Source organism: Pseudomonas sp. 203-8, from assembly GCF_020708595.1.
Classification (GTDB): Bacteria; Pseudomonadota; Gammaproteobacteria; order Pseudomonadales; family Pseudomonadaceae; genus Pseudomonas; species Pseudomonas aeruginosa.
Genome location: NZ_JAJFDF010000001.1, coordinates 87,498 through 106,801, shown reverse-complemented (window position 1 = coordinate 106,801; position 19,304 = coordinate 87,498). Strand labels below are relative to the sequence as shown.

The 19,304-nt window shown below is 68.7% G+C and carries 18 protein-coding genes; 8 read left to right on the top strand and 10 right to left on the bottom strand.

Annotation, left to right across the window (positions count from 1 at the left end; genetic code table 11):
- The first annotated feature begins 28 nt into the window (after positions 1-28).
- Complete coding sequence (locus LJF27_RS00510) at positions 29-1,030, top strand: AraC family transcriptional regulator (RefSeq protein ID WP_003095270.1); 1,002 nt, start codon at positions 29-31, stop codon at positions 1,028-1,030.
- Between the two features lie 74 nt (positions 1,031-1,104).
- On the opposite strand, the gene LJF27_RS00505 is transcribed toward LJF27_RS00510, so the two are convergent.
- Positions 1,105-2,460 carry a 3-oxoacyl-ACP reductase gene (locus tag LJF27_RS00505; RefSeq protein ID WP_004352620.1) on the bottom strand — a complete coding sequence of 452 codons (1,356 nt, stop codon included), beginning with the start codon at positions 2,458-2,460 and terminating at the stop codon, positions 1,105-1,107.
- Positions 2,461-2,714: 254 nt separating this feature from the next.
- Between LJF27_RS00505 and LJF27_RS00500 the strand changes: the two genes are divergently transcribed.
- Positions 2,715-3,992 (top strand): acetyl-CoA C-acetyltransferase, encoded by a 1,278-nt coding sequence (locus tag LJF27_RS00500; RefSeq protein WP_003102247.1) that lies wholly within the window; start codon positions 2,715-2,717, stop codon positions 3,990-3,992.
- Positions 3,993-4,315: 323 nt separating this feature from the next.
- On the opposite strand, the gene LJF27_RS00495 is transcribed toward LJF27_RS00500, so the two are convergent.
- Entirely contained in the window at positions 4,316-4,783 is a 468-nt protein-coding gene (locus LJF27_RS00495; RefSeq protein WP_003095262.1) for an Lrp/AsnC family transcriptional regulator, read from the bottom strand.
- 154 nt (positions 4,784-4,937) lie between these two features.
- On the opposite strand from LJF27_RS00495, the gene yedA reads away from it, so the two are divergent.
- The 6 genes from yedA (at position 4,938) to LJF27_RS00465 (ending at position 9,959) form a co-directional block, all read left to right on the top strand.
- Positions 4,938-5,828, top strand: coding sequence for a drug/metabolite exporter YedA (gene yedA, locus LJF27_RS00490; protein ID WP_003112921.1), 891 nt, complete (start codon positions 4,938-4,940; stop codon positions 5,826-5,828).
- Between the two features lie 33 nt (positions 5,829-5,861).
- Positions 5,862-6,107: a hypothetical protein gene (locus LJF27_RS00485; RefSeq protein WP_003102243.1), complete on the top strand. Its 246-nt coding sequence runs from the start codon at positions 5,862-5,864 to the stop codon at positions 6,105-6,107.
- 107 nt (positions 6,108-6,214) lie between these two features.
- Positions 6,215-7,396: a cyclic di-GMP phosphodiesterase gene (locus tag LJF27_RS00480; RefSeq protein WP_023116779.1), complete on the top strand. Its 1,182-nt coding sequence runs from the start codon at positions 6,215-6,217 to the stop codon at positions 7,394-7,396.
- Between the two features lie 123 nt (positions 7,397-7,519).
- Positions 7,520-8,413 (top strand): PA4780 family RIO1-like protein kinase, encoded by an 894-nt coding sequence (locus tag LJF27_RS00475; RefSeq protein ID WP_003095255.1) that lies wholly within the window; start codon positions 7,520-7,522, stop codon positions 8,411-8,413.
- Between the two features lie 89 nt (positions 8,414-8,502).
- Entirely contained in the window at positions 8,503-9,396 is an 894-nt protein-coding gene (locus LJF27_RS00470) for an EamA family transporter (RefSeq protein ID WP_003161352.1), read from the top strand.
- The gene (locus tag LJF27_RS00465; RefSeq protein WP_010793738.1) at positions 9,393-9,959 is read left to right on the top strand and encodes a nucleotidyltransferase family protein; all 567 of its coding nucleotides are present in this window, start codon (positions 9,393-9,395) and stop codon (positions 9,957-9,959) included. The genes LJF27_RS00470 and LJF27_RS00465 overlap by 4 nt, the downstream gene beginning before the upstream one ends.
- Here LJF27_RS00465 and cueR read toward each other — a convergent pair.
- The 8 genes from cueR to lldD all read right to left on the bottom strand — a co-directional run bounded on the left by cueR (position 9,928) and on the right by lldD (position 19,252).
- The gene (cueR, locus tag LJF27_RS00460; RefSeq protein WP_003095248.1) at positions 9,928-10,326 is read right to left on the bottom strand and encodes a Cu(I)-responsive transcriptional regulator; all 399 of its coding nucleotides are present in this window, start codon (positions 10,324-10,326) and stop codon (positions 9,928-9,930) included. The two genes, LJF27_RS00465 and cueR, sit on opposite strands and share 32 nt — an antisense overlap.
- 63 nt (positions 10,327-10,389) lie before the next feature.
- Positions 10,390-11,823: a two-component system sensor histidine kinase PmrB gene (pmrB, locus tag LJF27_RS00455; RefSeq protein ID WP_003102237.1), complete on the bottom strand. Its 1,434-nt coding sequence runs from the start codon at positions 11,821-11,823 to the stop codon at positions 10,390-10,392.
- 23 nt (positions 11,824-11,846) lie between these two features.
- The gene (gene pmrA, locus LJF27_RS00450; RefSeq protein ID WP_003095244.1) at positions 11,847-12,512 is read right to left on the bottom strand and encodes a two-component system response regulator PrmA; all 666 of its coding nucleotides are present in this window, start codon (positions 12,510-12,512) and stop codon (positions 11,847-11,849) included.
- Between the two features lie 12 nt (positions 12,513-12,524).
- The gene (locus tag LJF27_RS00445) at positions 12,525-13,385 is read right to left on the bottom strand and encodes a hypothetical protein (protein WP_014603335.1); all 861 of its coding nucleotides are present in this window, start codon (positions 13,383-13,385) and stop codon (positions 12,525-12,527) included.
- A gap of 2 nt (positions 13,386-13,387) precedes the next feature.
- Positions 13,388-14,515 carry a fused MFS/spermidine synthase gene (locus tag LJF27_RS00440; RefSeq protein ID WP_003102234.1) on the bottom strand — a complete coding sequence of 376 codons (1,128 nt, stop codon included), beginning with the start codon at positions 14,513-14,515 and terminating at the stop codon, positions 13,388-13,390.
- On the bottom strand, positions 14,515-14,997 hold the full coding sequence (gene speD, locus LJF27_RS00435; protein WP_003095236.1) for an adenosylmethionine decarboxylase: 483 nt from the start codon (positions 14,995-14,997) through the stop codon (positions 14,515-14,517). Before speD ends, LJF27_RS00440 begins: the two co-directional genes overlap by 1 nt.
- Before the next feature lie 226 nt (positions 14,998-15,223).
- On the bottom strand, positions 15,224-18,040 hold the full coding sequence (locus tag LJF27_RS00430) for an FAD-binding and (Fe-S)-binding domain-containing protein (protein WP_003123510.1): 2,817 nt from the start codon (positions 18,038-18,040) through the stop codon (positions 15,224-15,226).
- A gap of 66 nt (positions 18,041-18,106) precedes the next feature.
- Positions 18,107-19,252, bottom strand: a complete 1,146-nt coding sequence (lldD, locus tag LJF27_RS00425; RefSeq protein ID WP_003100494.1) for an FMN-dependent L-lactate dehydrogenase LldD — start codon at positions 19,250-19,252, stop codon at positions 18,107-18,109.
- Between the last annotated feature and the right edge of the window lie 52 nt (positions 19,253-19,304).

Here is a 19,304-nt window from a genome sequence, read left to right as displayed (position 1 = left end):
CGCCCCATGGATAACTAGAAAAAACACCATGCGTGATCTGACCGACGATGTAGCGCTGATGCGCCCGGTGATCGACGCCCTGCGCGCCAGCGGCTGCGATCCGGACCGGGTCCTGGTCCGTGTCGGGCTGCCGCCGGGTGGCCTGCCGGCCGGCCGTTTCCCCCATTCCGCACAGAACCTGTTCTGGAAGGCCGCCGCCGACGAGTGCGGCGAAGAGCATGTCGGCCTGCACCTGGCCGAGCACCTGCCGGCGTTCCACGGCCTGCTCCTGGAATACCTGTTCCTCTCCAGCGATACCTTCGGCGCCGGCCTGCGCCATTCCCTGCGCTACGTACGCCTGCTGTCCGACACCCTGCAGGCGCAACTGGAGGTGGAGGGCGAGCGCGCGGTGCTGTCGCTGGGCGAATCGCCGGCGATCAACCGTCACTTCCCGGAAATGCTCGCCGGCGCGGTGATCCGCCTGTTCGGCGCGCTCACCGAGGGCGAGTTCAAGCCGCTGGAAGTGCAACTGATGAACGAAACCGGCGCGCCGATGGAGCGCTACCGTGCGGTCTACGGCTGCCCGACGATCCTCGGCATGCCGCGCTACGCGCTGGTATTCGATGCCGCGGTGCTGGACAAACCCTCGCGCCACGCCGCCCCGGAACTGCTGCGCATGCACGAGTCGCTGGCGCGCCGGCAACTGGCCGAAGTGGAGCGCCTGGACCTGGTGCGCCAGGTCCGCGAACTGATCGGCGAGTTGCTGGTGGACGGAGGCGCCACCCTGGAGCAGGTCGCCGCGCGCCTCGGCATGCCGGCCCGACGTCTGCGCGAACGCCTGGCGATGGCCGGGGTGCGCTTCAACGACCTGGTCACCGACTACCGCTGCCGACTGGCCAAGGAACTGCTGCTGAAGACCGACGAGCGCATCGAAGTGATCGTCGAACGCACCGGGTTTTCCGAGCCGAGCACCTTCTATCGCGCGTTCAAGCGCTGGGTCGGCGAGACGCCGGTGGAGTTCCGCCGGCGCGGGCAGCAGGGGCGCGGGTAGGGCCTGTCCGAAGGGGCTACCGGTGTTTTCCTGGTGCAGGGCGCCTGCCCGTCGCCGGGGAGTTAGGGGCCGCCTCAGGCCCCCAGCAGGCTCTGCCCGCACACCCTCAGCACCTGGCCGCTGACCGCGCCGGACGACGGCTGGGCGAACCAGGCCACCGTTTCGGCGACGTCCTGCGGCAGGCCGCCCTGGCTCATGGAGTTCATCCGCCGGCCGGCCTCGCGGATGGTCAGCGGAATGGCGGCGGTCATCTGCGTCTCGATGAAGCCCGGCGCCACCGCGTTGATGGTGATGCCGCGCTTGCCCAGCGCCGGCGCCCAGGCCTGGGCCAGGCCGATCAGGCCGGCCTTGCTCACCGCGTAGTTGCTCTGCCCGAGGTTGCCGGCGATGCCGCTGATCGACGCCAGCAACACCACCCGGCCGTTGTCATGCAGCTTGCCGCCGTCGAGCAGGGCCTGGGTCAGCACCTGCGGGGCATTGAGGTTGACGTTGATCACCGAGTTCCAGAAGTCGCTGCTCATCTTCGCCAGGGTCTTGTCGCGGGTGATCCCGGCGTTGTGCACGACGATATCGACGCCCTCAGGCAGCACGTCCACCAGTTGCTGCCCGGCGTCCGCGGCGCAGATGTCGAGGGCCACGGCACGGCCGCCGAGGCGCGCGGCGAGGCCTTCGAGGGCCTCCCTGGCCGGCGGCACGTCGAGCAGCACCACTTCCGCGCCGTCGCGCGCCAGGGTTTCCGCGATGGCCGCGCCAATGCCGCGGGCGGCGCCGGTGACCAGTGCGCGCTGGCCGGCCAGCGGCTTGCTCCAGTCGTGGACCTGGGCGCTGTTGGCGGCAAGACGGATCACCTGGCCGGAGACGTAGGCGCTCTTCGGCGAGAGGAAGAAGCGCAGTGCGCCTTCCAGTTGGTCCTCGGCGCCCTTGCCGACGTACAGCAACTGCACGTTGCCGCCGCGACGGATTTCCTTGCCCAGGGAGCGGGTGAAACCTTCCAGGCTGCGTTGCACGCTGGCGGCGACCGGGTCCTTGAGAGACTCGGGGGGGCGTCCGAGGACCACCACCTTCGGGCACTTGTCGAGGCCCTTGAGCACCGGCTGGAAGAAGTCGCGCAGCGCCACCAACTGCTCGAAGCGGGTCAGGCCGCTGGCGTCGAACAGCACCGCCTTGGCCCGCGGGCTGTGCTCGGCGGTCCAGCGCGGCAGCTCGAACTGTCCCTCGACGGCGGCGAACACCGCGTCGGTCAGCTTGCCGGCGAAGGGCAGCACGGCCTCGGCCAGCGCGCCGCTCCCGCCGATCACCAGCGGGCCGTCCACCGGCCGTACCCGGCCGGCCTGCCAGCGCTCCAGGCGCAGCGGGGAGGGAAGGCCGACGGCGCCAACCAGGCGGCGGCCGACGGGGGAGTTGGCGAAGGCGATGTAACGATCGGTCATGGAACGGGCTCCCGGTGGAAAGGCTCCAAGGCTGAAGGTGGATTCCGCCGGCCAACGATGCCGAGGGAACGCGGGTAACAGTGTGGACAACTCTACGCAGCCACCTGTTCGCCGCAATTGACCGCGCTGACCGGGATAACGGCAGGGCGGCCAATGCGACGCGACCGGCTAAGGTTAGCCTGTGCGCCACTGACCGCTCAGTTAACGGGTCGAGCCTCGGCTCGGCGTAAACGATTCCAGCAAGGAGTTCTTCCATGACCCAGCTGCGCCGGGTCGCCATTGTCGGCGGCAACCGTATTCCCTTCGCCCGCTCGAACACCGTGTACGCCACGGCGAGCAACCAGGAGATGCTCACTTCCGCCCTGGAAGGCCTGGTGGAGCGCTACAACCTGCACGGAGAGCGCCTTGGCGAGGTGGTGGCCGGCGCCGTGCTGAAGCATTCGCGCGACTTCAACCTGACCCGCGAATGCGTGCTCGGTTCGCGCCTGGCCCCGGAAACCCCGGCCTACGATATCCAGCAGGCCTGCGGTACCGGCCTGGAGGCGGCGATCCTGGTGGCCAACAAGATCGCCCTCGGGCAGATCGACAGCGGCATCGCCGGCGGCGTCGATACCACTTCCGACGCGCCGATCGGGGTCAACGAGGGCCTGCGCAAGATTCTCCTCGAGGCCAACCGCGGCAAGAGCAACCTGGACAAGCTCAAGAGCCTGCTGAAGATCCGCCCGCGCCACGTGGTCCCGGCCATCCCGCGCAACGGCGAGCCGCGCACCGGGCTGTCGATGGGGGAGTCCTGCGAACTGATGGCGCAGACCTGGCAGATTCCCCGCGACGAGCAGGACAGGCTGGCCTTCGAGAGCCACCACAAGCTGGCCGCGGCCTATGAGGAGGGCTGGCAGAACGACCTGATGACGCCGTTCCGCGGCCTGACCCGCGACCAGAACCTGCGCCCGGATATCGACCTGGAGAAGATCGGCACCCTCAAGCCGGTGTTCGAGCGCGGTTCGCGCGGCACCCTCACGGCGGCCAACTCGACGCCGCTGACCGACGGCGCCTCGGTGGTACTGCTGGCCAGCGAGGAGTGGGCGAAGGCGCGCGGCCTGCCGATCCTGGCCTATTTCAAGGACGGCGAGGCGGCGGCGGTGAACTTCGTCGATCGCCAGGAGGGCCTGCTGATGGCGCCGGTCTACGCGGTGCCGCGGCTGCTGGCACGCAACGGCCTGAGTCTGCAGGACTTCGACTACTACGAGATCCACGAGGCCTTCGCCGCCCAGGTGCTCTGCACCCTGAAGGCCTGGGAAGACCCCGAGTACTGCAAGACCCGCCTCGGCCTCGACCAGCCGCTGGGCTCCATCGACCGCAGCAAGCTCAACGTCAAGGGCAGCTCACTGGCCGCCGGCCACCCGTTCGCCGCCACGGGAGGACGGATCGTCGCCAACCTGGCCAAGCTGCTCTCGCTGGCGGAGCAGGGACGCGGGCTGATTTCCATCTGCGCCGCCGGTGGGCAGGGTGTGACCGCGATCATCGAGCGGTAATCCAATAGGGCGAGCGGCCTTGTCGCTCGACGATGTAAGCAACTCCGTGACTTGGGCGGTGCCGTGCGAACGGGACCGCCTTTTTTTTTGCTGGCGCCCTACGGTTCGGGTTCGTCGGCGGCGTTGGAGACAGCGAATTCGACGCTTGTACGGAGAATCCCCTCTCTCTTCAGGGAGAGAGTTGGGGTGAGGGCGGCTCCGCTATCGGCCGGGAGTGCCGCTGCGGCGGATAACGCCGTTGGCGTTATGCGCCCTACCGTTCGGGTTCGTGGCGGCGATGAAGTACGGATCCCGACGCCTGCCGGATAACCCCGGCGTAGGGCTCACGCCGCACATCCGCCATTGCCGTCCTGCCCCCGCAGGCTTGCCGGCTGGCGGTCGGCGAAGGGGGTGGAGAGGATCATCGAGGTCTTGCTGATGCCGAACTTCATCAGCCGGTCGATCAGGTCCTGCAGCTCCGGCATCGAAGCCACGGCGGCCTTCATCAGCACGCAGGCGTCGCCGGTGATCCGGTGGCAGAGGGTCAGTTGGGGGATCCGGGCCAGTTCGTCGAGCACCGACTGGCAATCCTTCTCGGTGATCCGCAGTTCGATCACGCACTCGATGGGCAGGCCGAGCTTGGCCAGGTTCACCGAGGCGTGGTAGCCGGTGATCACCCCTTCGGCCTCCAGCTTGGCCACCCGGTCGGCCACCGCCGGGGGCGACAGGTTGATGCGCCGGGCCAGTTCGGCGAAGGTCAGGCGGCCGTTGTCGATCAGGGCGGCGAGGAGCGCACGGTCGTATTTGTCCATGATGGATCCCGGTTGTCGAATCGACGGAAAGCATGGCCGATTTCCATGGAAAGAAAAGTGTTACGTCCCGATAACCAGCGGCTGTGCCTTAACCGGCGGGTAGCGACCTCATAAAATGAAGTCTTTCTCCCGCCTGCCCTGTCGAGTGCTTTCCATGCCTGCCCGTCGCCTTCCGCTGTTGCTTTTCGGTGCGTTCTTCGCCCTGTACTTCATCTGGGGCTCCACTTACCTGGCGATCCGCTTCGGCGTCGAGTCCTGGCCTCCGATGCTGATGGCCGGGGTGCGCTTCGTCATCGCCGGCGGCCTGATGTTCGCCTGGTTGCGCTGGCGCGGCGCGCCGTTGCCGACCTGGCGCGAGTGGCGCGGCGCGGGGGTCGTCGGAATCCTCCTGCTCAGTTGCGGCAACGGCGGGGTGACGGTGGCCGAGCACTGGGGCGTGTCTTCCGGGGTGGCGGCTCTCGCGGTGGCTACGGTGCCGCTGTTCACCCTGCTGTTCAGCCAGTTGTTCGGCCAGCGCAACACCACCCTGGAATGGGGCGGCATCGTGCTCGGGCTGTTCGGCATCGTCCTGCTCAACCTCGGTTCGAACCTCCAGGCCAGCCCTGCCGGCGCCGGCCTGATCCTGTTCGCTGCCGCGTCCTGGGCCTTCGGCTCGGTGTGGAGCCGGCGCCTGTCGCTGCCGGCCGGACCGATGGCCAGCGCCGCGGAAATGCTGGTCGGCGGCGCGGTGCTGCTGGTCGGCAGCCTGGCCAGCGGCGAGCGCCTGGAGCATTGGCCGAGCACCAGCGGCTGGCTGGCGCTGGTGTACCTGATCCTGTTCGGCTCGATCATCGCCTTCAGCGCCTACCAGTACCTGCTGCGCAACGTACGGCCGGCGGCGGCCACCAGCTATGCCTACGTCAATCCGGCGGTGGCGGTGTTGCTCGGCACCCTGTTCGCCGGCGAGCGGATCGGCGGTATCGAGGGGCTGGCGATGCTGGTGATCATCAGCGCCGTGGTGCTCATCGGCCTGCCCCAGTGGCGCGCCAGCCGCGCCGCCGCCTGAATGCCTTAAGCGATCCCTAAGGCGGGCTGCGCCATGCTGCGGCGCAGCGCCCGGATGGGCCGGGCTGACGGGGGTACGAAGATGAAAGCGCTGGTCATCGGTGTGGTCCTGGTGTTCCTTGGCGGTTGCGCCAGTCACGTGAGCCCCGGCGGCAAGGCCATCGAGTCGCCGATCAAGGAGTATTTCGGCCAGGACCCCATCGAGCGCCGGGCCTTCGGCGAGAGCGAGAACGGCGCCGAGGCCGAGGATTCGCCACTGCGTTTCCGCCTGACGCCCTGAACGGTCGCCCCGGGCGCCTGACCGGACGTGCAGAAGTCGTCTCCAGCGTCTTCAATACGGAATGACGGTCGCCGCCAGGCGGCCCCGTAGCGAAGGCCGGAGGGGCGATGGAGAGCATGCTGGACAGGCCCGAGCAGGAACTCGTGCTGGTGGTGGACGACACCCCGGACAACCTGCTGCTGATGCGCGAGCTGCTCGAGGAGCAGTACCGCGTGCGCACCGCCGGCAGCGGCCCGGCCGGGCTGCGGGCGGCCGTCGAAGAGCCGCGCCCGGACCTGATCCTGCTCGATGTGAACATGCCGGGCATGGACGGCTACGAGGTCTGCCGACGGCTCAAGGCCGATCCGCTGACCCGCGACATCCCGTTGATGTTCCTCACTGCCCGCGCCGATCGCGACGACGAGCAACAGGGCCTGGCCCTGGGCGCGGTGGATTACCTGGGCAAGCCGGTGAGCCCGCCGATCGTCCTGGCGCGGGTGCGTACCCATCTGCAATTGAAGGCCAATGCCGATTTCCTGCGCGACAAGAGCGAATACCTGGAACTCGAAGTGCGCCGTCGCACGCGCCAGCTGCAACAGTTGCAGGACGCCGTCATCGAAGCCCTGGCGACCCTTGGCGATCTTCGCGACAACCCGCGCAGCCGCCATCTTCCGCGTATCGAGCGCTATGTCAGGCTGCTCGCCGAGCACCTGGCGGCGCAGCGGGCGTTCGCCGACGAGCTGACTCCGGAGGCTGTCGACCTGCTGAGCAAGTCGGCGCTGTTGCATGACATCGGCAAGGTCGCGGTGCCCGACCGGGTCCTGCTCAACCCCGGGCAACTGGACGCCGCCGACACCGCCCTGCTACAGGGCCATACCCGCGCCGGGCGCGACGCCCTGGCCAGCGCCGAGCGGCGGCTCGGCCAGCCTTCCGGATTCCTCCGCTTCGCCCGGCAGATCGCCTACAGTCATCACGAACGCTGGGATGGCCGGGGCTTTCCGGAAGGCCTTGCGGGCGAGCGGATTCCCCTGGCGGCGCGGATCGTCGCCCTGGCCGACCGCTACGATGAACTGACCAGCCGGCACGCCTACCGGCCGCCGCTGGCGCATGCCGAGGCGGTGCTGCTGATCCAGGCCGGCGCCGGCAGTGAATTCGACCCACGGCTGGTGGAGGCCTTCGTCGCCGTGGCCGACGCTTTCGCCGAGGTTGCCCGGTGCTACGCCGACAGCGCCGAGGCGCTGGACGTGGAGATGCAGCGGCTGGAACAGGCGGTGGCGGAAAGCATCGAACTCACCGCGCCACCGGCCTAGTACGCCGATCGGTGCGCAGTCCGGCGGAAAGCCGGCGCGTCCGGCTGTGCTCGGCACGGCGTTTGCCGTATAACGTCAGACCCTTTGCCTTACACATTGGCCCCGAGGAACCGCGTAGCACCGATGAAGACACCCAGACGCCTGGAACCGTTGATCGAAGACGGCCTGATCGACGAGGTCGTGCGCCCGCTGATGAGCGGCAAGGAAGCCTCGGTCTATGTGGTACGTTGCGGCGACAGCCTGCGTTGCGCCAAGGTCTACAAGGAAGCCAACAAGCGCAGCTTCCGCCAGGCCGCCGAGTACCAGGAGGGCCGCAAGGTCCGCAACAGCCGCCAGGCGCGGGCCATGGCCAAGGGCTCGAAGTATGGCCGCCGCGAACAGGAGGAAGCCTGGCAGAATGCCGAAGTGGCGGCCCTGTTCCGTCTCGCCGGGGCCGGTGTGCGGGTGCCGAAGCCCTATGATTTCCTCGATGGCGTGTTGCTGATGGAACTGGTGGCGGACGCCGACGGCGATGCTGCGCCGCGTCTCAACGACGTGACGCTGGAGCCCGACGAGGCACGGCGCCACCACGCTTTCCTGATCCGCCAGATCGTCGCCATGCTCTGCGCCGGCCTGGTGCACGGCGACCTCTCCGAGTTCAACGTCCTGCTCGGTCCGGATGGCCCGGTGATCATCGACTTGCCGCAGGCGGTCGACGCGGCCGGCAACAACCATGCGTTCAGCATGCTCGAACGCGACGTCGGCAACATGGCCGCCTACTTCGGCCGCTTCGCCCCGGAACTCAGGCAGACCCGCTATGCCAAGGAAATGTGGGCGCTCTACGAAGCTGGCGAGCTGACAGCGGAAACCCCGCTCAGCGGCACCTTCGTCGAAGCCGAAGAGGCCGCCGACGTGCGCGCGGTGCTCCGCGAGATCGAGGCCGCGCAGCGCGAGGAGGCGCGTCGCCAGGCGCTGCGCCAGGCCGACGACGCGCCGCGTGGCGAGCGCGAGGAACCGCCGCCGCCCTGGTTGCAGTGAGCGGCTGGCGGATGTTTTTTCCCGCCAACTGTATCGCGACCCTTGCGCACGCAACTGCTAGCGTGGCCTGAAGTTTTCCGGAGGCCGCCATGCCTGTTGCACATATCCTGCTCGCCCTGCTGGTGACCCTGATCTGGGGTCTGAACTTCGTCGTGATCAAGGTCGGCCTCGGCGACTTCCCGCCGCTGCTGTTCTGCGCCCTGCGCTTCGCCCTGGCGGCGTTGCCGCTGCTGGTCCTGCGCGGGCCGATGCCGGCGCCGTTCGGACGCATCCTGCTGATCGGCGTGCTCCTCGGGGTGGTCAAGTTCGGCCTGCTGTTCGTCGGCATGGCCCAGGGCATGCCGGCCGGGCTGTCGTCGCTGGTGCTGCAGAGCCAGGTATTCTTCACCATCCTCATCGCCGCCCTGTGGCTGGGCGAGCGGCCGTCGCCGCGCGGGTTGTTCGGCCTCCTGCTGGCGGCGGCGGGGCTGGTCCTGATCGGCCTGGAACGGCCGCTGGGAGACAGCCTGCTGGCCTTCCTGCTGGTGGTCGCCGCAGCGCTGGCCTGGTCCTTCGCCAATATCGCCACCAAGCGTTCCGGGGCCACCGACATGCTGCGCCTGATCTGCTGGGTCAGCCTGGTCCCGCCTTTGCCGCTGCTGGCGCTTTCCTATCTATTCGAAGGTCCGCAAGCCATCGAGCGCGCCGTGCTGAACATGAGCTGGGGCGGCTTCGGCGCGCTGCTCTACATCGCCTTCGGCGCGACCACGGTGGGCTTCGCCATCTGGAGTTTCCTCCTGCGCCACTACCCGGCCAGCCTGGTGACGCCGTTCGCCCTGGCGGTGCCGGTGTCGGGCATGCTCGCCGGCTGGCTGCTGCTCGGCGAACGCCTCGACCTGGACAGCCTGCTGGCCTGCGCGCTGGTGTTCGTCGGGCTGGCCATCACCCTGTTGCCGGCCAGCCTGCTGCGACGCTTCGCCTGGCCGGTGCGGCGGTTGGGATGAAAACGGCGGAAGACATCCTCGCGCTGTTCGCCGCCGATTCCTCGCGCCTGCATCTGCTCCGCGTGCTGCGCGAGGTCGGCCCGGAGGGCGCCTGGATCGGCGCCGGCTTCGTGCGCAACGCGGTATGGGACCATCTGCATGGCTACGGCGAAGCCACGCCGCTGGCGGACATCGACGTACTTCATTTCGCCCCGCGGGCCCTCGACCCGCAGGCCGACGCCGACTTCGAGGCCGCGTTGCGCCGTCGCTGCGAGGTACCCTGGTCGGTGAAGAACCAGGCGCGCATGCACCTGCGCAACGGCGACCGGCCCTACCGGGATTGCGCCGATGCGCTGTGCCACTGGGCGGAAACGTGCACGGCGGTGGCGCTGCGGCTCGTCGGCGAACGCCTGGAGCTACTGGCACCGCTGGGCGTCGACGACCTGCTGGCGCTGAAGGTGCGGCCCACCGCGCATTTCGCCGGCAAGCCGGAGGTCTACCGGCGGCGCCTGCGGGAGAAGAACTGGACGGCGCGCTGGCCGCTGCTGGATATCAGTGGCAGCAGCCAGACGCCAGGTCCTTGAGGATCGGGCAGTCGGGGCGGTGGTCGCCCTGGCAGTGCTCGACCAGGTCCTGCAGGGTGTCGCGCAGGGTGCTGAGCTCCTCGATCTTGCGATTCAGCTCGCGCACGTGCTGCGCCGCCAGGGCCTTGACGTCGGCACTGGCACGCTGGCGATCCTGCCAGAGGGTGAGCAGCTTGCCGACTTCGTCGAGGGAGAAACCGAGGTCCCGCGAACGGCGGATGAACGCCAGGGTATGCAGGTCGTTCTCGTTGTAGTGGCGGTAGCCGCTGGCGCTGCGTCCGGCTGGGCGGAGCAACTCGATGGACTCGTAGTAACGGATCATCTTCGGCGTCAGTCCGCTTTTCTTCGCCGCTTCACCGATGTTCATCCGGGTCTCCTGGGAGGTTGCGAAGCCGCTAGCCTATCCCTTTCCCGGCCAATGCGCAGGCTATCAGATATGTGACCGCCCGCTGTCCGGACCTCTGGCCGGCGGCCGCGTCGCGTCCGGCTGGGTCTTCGGCAGGAACACCTGCACTTCCAGCCCTTTGCCCTCCAGTCCCTTGCCCAGGCCGATACTGCCGAAGTGCAGTTCGACGATGCGCTTGACGATCGGCAGGCCCAGGCCGCTGCCCTCGCCGCTGCTGGTGGCGGGGCTGCGGTAGAAGCGGGTGAAGATCGCCTGCTGCTCTTCCAGGGCGACCCCGGGGCCGTTGTCGCGCACCCGCAGCACGGCGTGCTGGGCGCGATTCTCGACGCGGATCTCGACCTGGCCCCCGGCCGGTGTGTAGCGCAGGGCGTTGCCCACCAGGTTGCCGACCATCGCCTTCAGCCACAGGTCGATGCCCATCACGTGCACGGTCTCCTGGTGCAACGACAGCTCGATGTCCTTGTCGATGGCCTGGCGCGCCAGTTCGGAGAGTACGTCTTCGGCCAGGGTGGCGAGGTTGACCGGGTGGAATTGCTCCAGCAGGGCGTCGCCGTCGAGGCGGGCGAGGAGCAGGATCTGCTCCATCAAGGTGCTGATCCGCTCGACGCTGCGACTGACTTGCAGCAGGCCGCGGGCGTGGGCCTTGGGGTCTTCCGAACGCAGCGCGACCTGGGCATGGGTGCGCAGGCTGGCCAGTGGCGTGCGGATCTCATGGGCGGCGTCGCTGGTCAGTCGGCGTTCGGCCTCGAGGGCGGTGCGCAGACGCTCCAGCAGGAGGTTGAGTTCGTCGATGAGGCCGCGGATCTCCAGCGGCACCGCTTCCACGGCGATCGGCTGCAGGTGTCGCGCGGAGCGCTGCTGGACCTCGGCCTGCACTTCGCGTAGCGGCGCCAGGCCGCGGGCAACGCCGAACCAGACCAGGCCGCCGAGCAACGGCAGCGCCAGCAGCAGTGGGAACAGCGAGTAGAACAGCAGCAGGTTCATGGTGTGCTGGCGGTAGATCAGGTTTTCGCTGATCCAGATCTGGAAGCCGTCGATGTTCAGCTGGAGCACCCGCCAGTGGGTGCCCTGGGCTTCCACGGTGCTGAAGCCGGGGCCCTGGGCCGTGATCTCCGGCGGCAGGTTGAGGCTCGACAGCAGCGGCTGGCCGTCGCGCCACAGGGCGTAGCCGAGGGCGCTTTCGCGGCGCAGCAGGGGCAGACCCTGGATCGCTTCGCGGCTGCGTTCGATGATCTCGGTGATGGAGCCGTCCTCGCCGGCCTGGTCTTCGGTGGCAAGGTCGAGCAGGCGCAGGGCGGCTTCGCCGAAGTCCACCATGTCGTCGTCGAACAGGCGGTTCACTTGCTTCAGCGAGAGGTGGTAGGTCAGCGCCGCCACGCTCAGCCAGCACAGCACGAAGCCGACCAGCAGGTTGACCAGCAGGCGCCGGCGGACGGAGGGGACGGCGGCACGGGACATCGGGGGACTCCGGTAGGCGGTTTTCAGGGCGCTGGCTGGTCGATGCCGTAGCCGATGCCGCGGACGGTGCGGATCAACTGGTTGCCGAGCTTGCGCCGCAGGTGGTGGACGTGGACTTCGATGGCGTTGCTCTCGACGTCGCCGCTCCAGCCGTAGAGGCTCTGCTCCAGTTGGTTGCGCGAGAGCACCTTGCCGCTGTTCTCCAGCAGCAGGCGCAGCAGTGCGTATTCGCGCGGCGCCAGTTCCACCGCCTGCCCGGACAGGGTCACCTGGTGGGTCGCCGGGTCCAGGCGCAGCTCGCCGTGCACCAGTTGCGGCAGGGCGCGACCGGTGGTGCGGCGGGTCAGGGCGCGCACCCGTGCCTGCAGTTCGTCGAGATCGAAGGGCTTGGTCAGGTAGTCGTCGGCACCGCTGTCGAGCCCGGCGACCCGGTCGGCCACCTTGTCCCGCGCGGTGAGCAGCAGCACCGGGGTGAGCCGGCCCTGGTGGCGCAGGTTACGCAGGATGTCCAGGCCGCTGCGGCGCGGCAGTCCGATGTCGAGCACCAGCAGGTCGAACTCGTCGGTGACCAGCGCGTTCTCCGCGGCCACGCCGTCGGTCACCCATTCCACGGTATCGCCTTCCAGGCGCAGCCCGGCGCGGATGCCGTCGCCGAGCAGCAGGTCGTCCTCGGCCAGCAGTATTCTCATGGCAGCCTCGTTTCAGTGATTCCACAATTCCCACAGGCTCAGGCCGGCCTCCAGCAGGAGGATGGCGACGATCAGCCATTCGACCCACAGTTCGCCCCGGAAGTAGCGGTATTCGCCGAGGCGGTCGGCGGCCAGTTCGTAGAGGTCCTGCAGCACTTCGATGCGGTCGTCCAGGGTCGCCAGGCGATCGTGCACTTCGGCCTGCATGGCCAGTTCGTTGTAGAGCCGGCGCACAGCGCCGTTCAGTTGCAGCGGCGGCTTCTCCAGGTGCGACTCCAGGCGGGCATAGGCCATGCGCCAGAGTGTAGTGCGTCGCACCTGCCGGTTCACATGTTCCTGGCGCCGCAGGGCGGCACGGCGCGGTAGCTGGGTCAGTTCGACATCGGCCTGGGCCGGTTCCCAGGCCGCCGCGGTCTCGCCTTCCAGGCGGCGCAGGTGACCTTCGTGCCAGGCGAAGACGGCCAGGCCTTCGAGCAGCTCCCGGCAGCGCTCGGGGTTGCCGATGACCAGCGCGCGGCCGGGGCGCCACAGCACCCGCTCGCCGAACGAGGGCGCTTCCAGGGTCGGCTGGCGCTCGTCCTCGCCGGCGGCCATCCAGGCTTCCAGGCGCTGGCGCCAGGCGTGCCCGGTCTGTAGCCCGGCGTTGGCGAAGATCACCAGCAGCTCGTCGTCGACGGCGGTCTCCGGCAGTTCCGCGTCTTCGCTCAGCTCGATGCGTTGCGCCAGGACGGCCAGCGCCGGCTGCGGATCGCGCAGGGTGGCCAGTAGCGGCAGGCCGCCGCCGTCCGCGGCGGAGCGGAAGCGTACCCGGTGCAGCAGGCAGGGCGCGCCGTTGACGGCCAGCGGTACGCTGGCCAGGGGAGCGGCGGACATCTTCAGGTCCTCGCCAGGGCCGGCAATTGTGCCGGGCCGAACTCGATCTCCTCGATATCCGGCGGTGCGACGAAGGGTACGCCGTCTTCCAGTACCGGTCCCGGTTGGGCTAGCAGGAAGCGGGTTTCCCGGTCCATCACGAAGCAGGCCTTGAGGTAGTCGCCGTCGAGGTGGTCGAGCCACAGCGGGCCGAGCTTGCGTTCGATGCGTCGGTCGATGTCCTCGGCCTGCCAGTGGTTCGTGTCGAGCCAGTCGGAAGCCAGCAGGAAGCCCCAGGAGGAGAGGAACGAGGGCACCGTGGCGCGGTAGCTGTGGACCTGGGAGAAGACACTGCGCAGGGTGCGGGCGAGGGCCGCGTGGGGCTTGTCGTCGCTGTGGGAGAACTCCAGCCCCTGCACCGCGACCACCCCGCCCGGTCGCAGGCGCGAATGCAGCAGCTCGTAGAACTGGCGGGTATAGAGAGCCTGGGCCGGGCCGTTGTCGAGCATGTCGACGACGTCGATGATGACCACGTCATAGAGCGACGGGTCGCGCTCGAGATAGGCCCGGCCGTCCTCGGCGAGCAGTTCGCAGCGTGGGTCGTCGAAGGCGCCCTGGTGCCACTGGAACAGGTGTTCGCGACACAGTTCCACCAGCTCCCGGTCGAGATCGACCATCACCGCCCGCCGCACGCTGGCATGGGACAGCACCTCGCGCAGGGTGGCGCCTTCGCCGCCGCCGATGATCAGTACGTCGCGCGGCTCGTCGTGGGCGAGCATGGCCGGCTGCACCAGCAGCTCGTGGTACAGCGACTCATCGCTCTCGGCGCTCTGGATCGCGCCGTCGAGCATCAGCACGCGGTCGTAGTTGTAGGTGTCGGCGATCAGCACGTTCTGCCAGCGCGTGCGGCCCTGGTAGAGCACCCGGCGCAGGCGGTAGACGTACTGGTCGAAGGGGTCGCTGTCCTCGATCGCGGTGATCGCGCCGTCGCCTTCCAGCAGCGGGTCCGGCGGATAGAAATAGAAGTGGTTCGGCGGCAGCGGCGGCAGCCCGGCGGCGACCTCCGCCGGCACCAGGCCGGTGAGGTCGACGGCGTAACGGGCCTGGCTCAGGTCGGGAGCCAGCGGGGCGCGTTCGATCGGCGTATCCATCAGGCCACCCCCGTGCCCTGGCCCAGCGCCCAGCGCAGGGTCGGGCTGTCTTCGTCGACCGGGCCATTGCCGGCCAGGCTGCGGCTGAGCAGCCCCAGGCGATGGCCGCCGAGGCCGCGGTCCATGCTCGAGATCAGGTGCCGACGGCTGCCCAGGCGTTCGCTGAGCACGCGCACGGCCTGGGCGCCATCGAGCACGTCGCCGCAGGTGAACACGTCGACCGCGGCATAGCCGTACTCCGGCCAGGTATGGATCGCCAGGTGCGATTCGGCGATCACCACCACGCCGGAGATGCCGATCGGGCTGAACTTGTGGAACGCCGAGGTGATGATGGTGGCGTTGGCCTGGCGGGCGGCCTCGAGCATGCTTTCCTCGATCCACTGGATATCGTCGAAGCGCTGGTCGACGCAGTCGAACAGCTCGATGACCAGTTGCTTGCCGAGCACGGTGATCGGATCGAGTCGCAACGGTTGAATTGCCATGAAGGCCTCCTGCTTCCGTTTCGGCGAGGGATGTCCTCGCGGTGGAAGGCACGATAGGCGCGGCTGACTTAAGAGGTGCTTAACGACGGATTTTTTGCCCGACCCGGCGCGGGCCGACGACGCCGGAGCAGCCATTTCGCCTGACGTAGGGCGAACAGCGCCAGCGGCGCTATCCGCTGCTTCTGCGGAGCATGGCCCGGCGGATAACCGCGAGTGGTTATTCGCCCTACCGAGGCGCGCCCTTCGCCTGCGTCACCCGGTCCACCAGGTAGACCACCCCGCGGTAGTCGATCCCGCCGTGCTCGCTGAGGCCGATCTCGCAGGTACGGCTGGTGGATACGCCTTCCTCGCAGAACTGCACGGCATCCTTCAGGCTGCGCAGGGAGTGAGCGTTCAGTTCCGGCGTGGTGAAGCCCTTGTCGCCGGCGAAGCCGCAGCAGTGGATGCCTTCCGGGATCACCACCTTGCGGGTGCAGCGGCCGACCAGGTCGATCAGCGCCTGGCTCTCGCCGAGGTGCTGGGTGCTGCAGGTGACGTGCACCGCTACCGGTTTGTCCTGCGGGATGAACTCCAGGCGATCGAGCAGGTGACTGCGGATGAATTTCACCGGGTCGTGGATCTGCAGCCGCGGATCGTCCAGACCCTGGACCAGGCGCAGGGTGCAGGGACTGGTGTCGCAGTAGATCGGGTCGAGGCCGCCGCGGCTGGCCTGGAGCAGGGCGGCGAGCAGCTCGTCGCGCTTGTCGTCGGCCTGCTTCGCATACCCCTTGGACGCGAACGGCTGGCCGCAGCAGAGGTTGTCCAGGTTATCCGGGAACACCACCTGGTAGCCGGCCTTTTCCAGTAGACGGCGGGTCTTGTCCAGCAGCGGCTCGCGCTCTTCGTCGCCGAAGGCCGGGCCCATGGCACGCGAGACGCAGGCGGCGAGATAGACCACCCTCGGCCGCTCGTCGTCGAGCGGGGCGGTCGGCGGCGCCAGGCGTACCGGCTGCGGCAGCGCCGGCGTCCATTGCGGCACGCGGCCGCCGCTGGCCTGGCTGAGGCCGCGGCTGGCCCTGGCCAGCAGGGGCGCGCCAAGCAGGCGCCGGGCGCCGTCGGCAGCGAGCAGGGCGAAGCGCGCAGCACGCATGGCTCCGGCAAAGTTGCGCGCCAGCCAGGTGGCGCCTTCGGCGTGGCGGGCGTCGGCGCCGCGCAGCTTGCGGATCAGCTCGCCGGTGTTGATGTTCACAGGACAGCGCTGGGCGCATAGGCCGGTGGCGGCGCAGGTGTCGATGCCCTGGTAGCGGTAGTCGCGCTCCAGCGCCGTGGTGTCGACGCCGGCGCGCTTCTTCGCCTGGATGTCGCGCCACAGGACGATGCGCTGGCGTGGCGTTAGGGTCAGTCCGCGCGACGGGCAGACCGGTTCGCAGAAACCGCACTCGATGCACTTGTCGACGATCTCGTCGGCAGCCGGCAGCGGCTTGAGGTTCTTCAGGTGGCTCTGCGGGTCGTCGCTGAGGACCACACCCGGGTTGAGGATGCCGCGCGGGTCGAGCAGGCGCTTGAGCTGCCACATCAAGCGATAGGCGTCCTCGCCCCACTCCAGTTCGACGAACGGCGCCATGTTGCGTCCGGTGCCATGCTCGGCCTTCAGTGAGCCGCCGTACTCCACCGCCACCAGGTGCGCCACGTCGTCCATGAACGCCGAGTAGCGGGCGATCTGCTCGGGCGAGTCGAAGCCCTGGGTGAAGACGAAGTGCAGGTTGCCCTCCAGCGCGTGGCCGAAGAGGATCGCCTCATCGTAGCGGTGCTTGTCGAACAGCTCGATCAGGCGGTTGACTCCCTCGGCCAGTCGTTCGACGGGGAAGGTGACGTCCTCGATGATCACCGTGGTGCCGGTCTCGCGCACCGCGCCGACAGCCGGGAAGGTGTCCTTGCGGATGCGCCAGAGCTGGTTGTAGACCGCCGGGTCTTCGCTGAAGTCGACCTGCTTCTCCAGCGGATATTCGGCGATGGAGGCCATGATCCGCCCGAGCTGTTCGTGCAGCAGCGTGCGGCTCGCCGCGCGGGACTCGATGAGCAGGGCGCAGGCACCGGCGGAAAGACTCTTCACCCATTCCGGCATGCCCTGCATGTTCTCAACCGAGCGCAGGCTGCGCCGATCGAGCAGTTCCACCGCCGAGACCGGCTGGCGCTTGAGCACCGCGACCGCCGTGCAGCAGGTTTCCACCGTGGGGAAAACCAGCAGCGCCGAGGCCTTGTGCGGGTGTTCCGGGACGGTGTCGTAGGTCACCGCGCTGATGAAGCCGAGGGTGCCCTCGGAGCCGACCATCAGGTGGGTGAGGATGTCCAGCGGCTCGTCGTAGTCGACCAGCGCGTTCAGCGACAGGCCGGTGGTGTTCTTCAGCCGGTACTTGTGGCGGATCTTCGCGGCCAGTTCGGCGTTGGCGCGGGTCTCGCGGCCGAGTTCGGCGAGCCGTTCCAGCAGCTCGCCGTGGCTGGCGCGGAAGGCCGCGACGCTGGCCGGGTCCTCGCTGTCCAGACGGGTGCCGTCGGCCAGCAGCAGGCGCAGGCCGGCGAGGGTGTGGTAGCTGTTCTGCGCGGTGCCGCAGCACATGCCGCTGGCGTTGTTGGCGACGATGCCGCCGATCTTGCAGGCGTTGATCGAGGCCGGGTCGGGACCGATCTTGCGGCCGAACGGCGCCAGCCAGGCGTTCGCCTGGGCGCCGATGACACCCGGCTGCAGGCGGATCTGCGCGCCGTCGGCGCGGATTTCCCGGCCGTTCCAGTTGTCGCCGAGGACGAGCAGCACCGAGTCGCTGATGGCCTGGCCGGAGAGGCTGGTGCCGGCGGCGCGGAAGGTCACCGGGACCTGCTCGCGGTAGGCGGCGGATAGGATCGCGGCGACCTCGTCCTCGCTTTCGACGCGCAGCACCAGCTTGGGAATCAACCGGTAGAAACTGGCGTCGGTGCCGAAGGCCAGGGTCGACAGCGGGTCGTCGAAGCGGCGTTCGCGCGGTATCAGCCGCTCGACGGTCTCGAGAAAGGGAATCGGCAGGCTCATCGGCTTTCCTCGGCCCTGGGACGACGGTCACGCCCCGGGCGTTTTCAGGCTTTTCTGGTGGGCGTCTCAGGCGCCCAGTTCGCGGACCAGCGAGTCGGCGCTGATCTCGCCGATCGACTTGGCCCCGGTGAGGACCATGGCCACGCGCATTTCCTTTTCGATCAGTTCGAGCAGGTTGCGCACCCCGGCCTCGCCGGCGGCGGCCAGGGCGTAGACGAAGGCGCGGCCGAGCAGCACGCTGTCGGCGCCGAGGGCGATCATCCGCACCACGTCGAGACCGGTGCGGATGCCGGAGTCGGCAAGGATCGCCAGTTCGCCCTTCACCGCATCGGCTATCGCCGGCAGCGCGCGGGCGCTGGACAGCACGCCGTCGAGCTGGCGGCCGCCGTGGTTGGAGACGACGATGCCGTCGGCGCCGAACTTCACCGCATCCCTGGCATCCTCGGGGTCGAGGATGCCCTTGATCACCATCGGGCCGTCCCAGAACTCGCGGATCCACTCCAGGTCCTTCCAGGAAATCGACGGGTCGAAGTTGGCGCCCAGCCAGCCGATGTAGTCCTCCAGTCCGGTCGGGTTGCCGCGGTAGGCGGAAATGTTGCCGAGGTCGTGGGGCTTGCCCAGCAGGCCGACGTCCCAGGCCCAGGCCGGGTGGGTCATGGCTTGCAGGATGCGGCGCGGCGCGGCGTAGGGGCCGCTCATGCCGGAATGGGCGTCGCGGTAGCGGGCGCCGGGGACCGGCATGTCGACGGTGAACACCAGGGTGGTGACGCCGGCGGCCTTGGCCCGCTCCAGGGCGTTGCGCATGAAGCCGCGGTCCTTCAGCACGTAGAGCTGGAACCACATCGGCCGGTCGATGGCCGGGGCGACCTCCTCGATCGGGCACACCGATACCGTCGACAGGGTGAAGGGCACGCCCTTCGCCGCCGCCGCGCGCGCCGCCTGGACCTCGCCGCGGCGGGCGTACATGCCGGTGAGACCGACCGGGGCGAGCGCCACCGGCATCGCCAGGGTCTCGTCGAACAGGCGGGTTTCCAGGCTCAGCTCGGACATGTTCTTCAGCACCCGCTGACGCAGGGCGATGGCCGACAGGTCTTCGACGTTGCGACGCAAGGTGTATTCGGCGTAGGCGCCGCCGTCGATGTAGTGGAAGAGGAACGGCGGCAGCTTGCGTTGGGCGGCGGCGCGGTAGTCGGTGGAAGCGGAAATGATCATTGGGCTCTTCCGTTGTGTCGAAAGGTTTCGCATCGAGCGCAGTGGAGCGGGA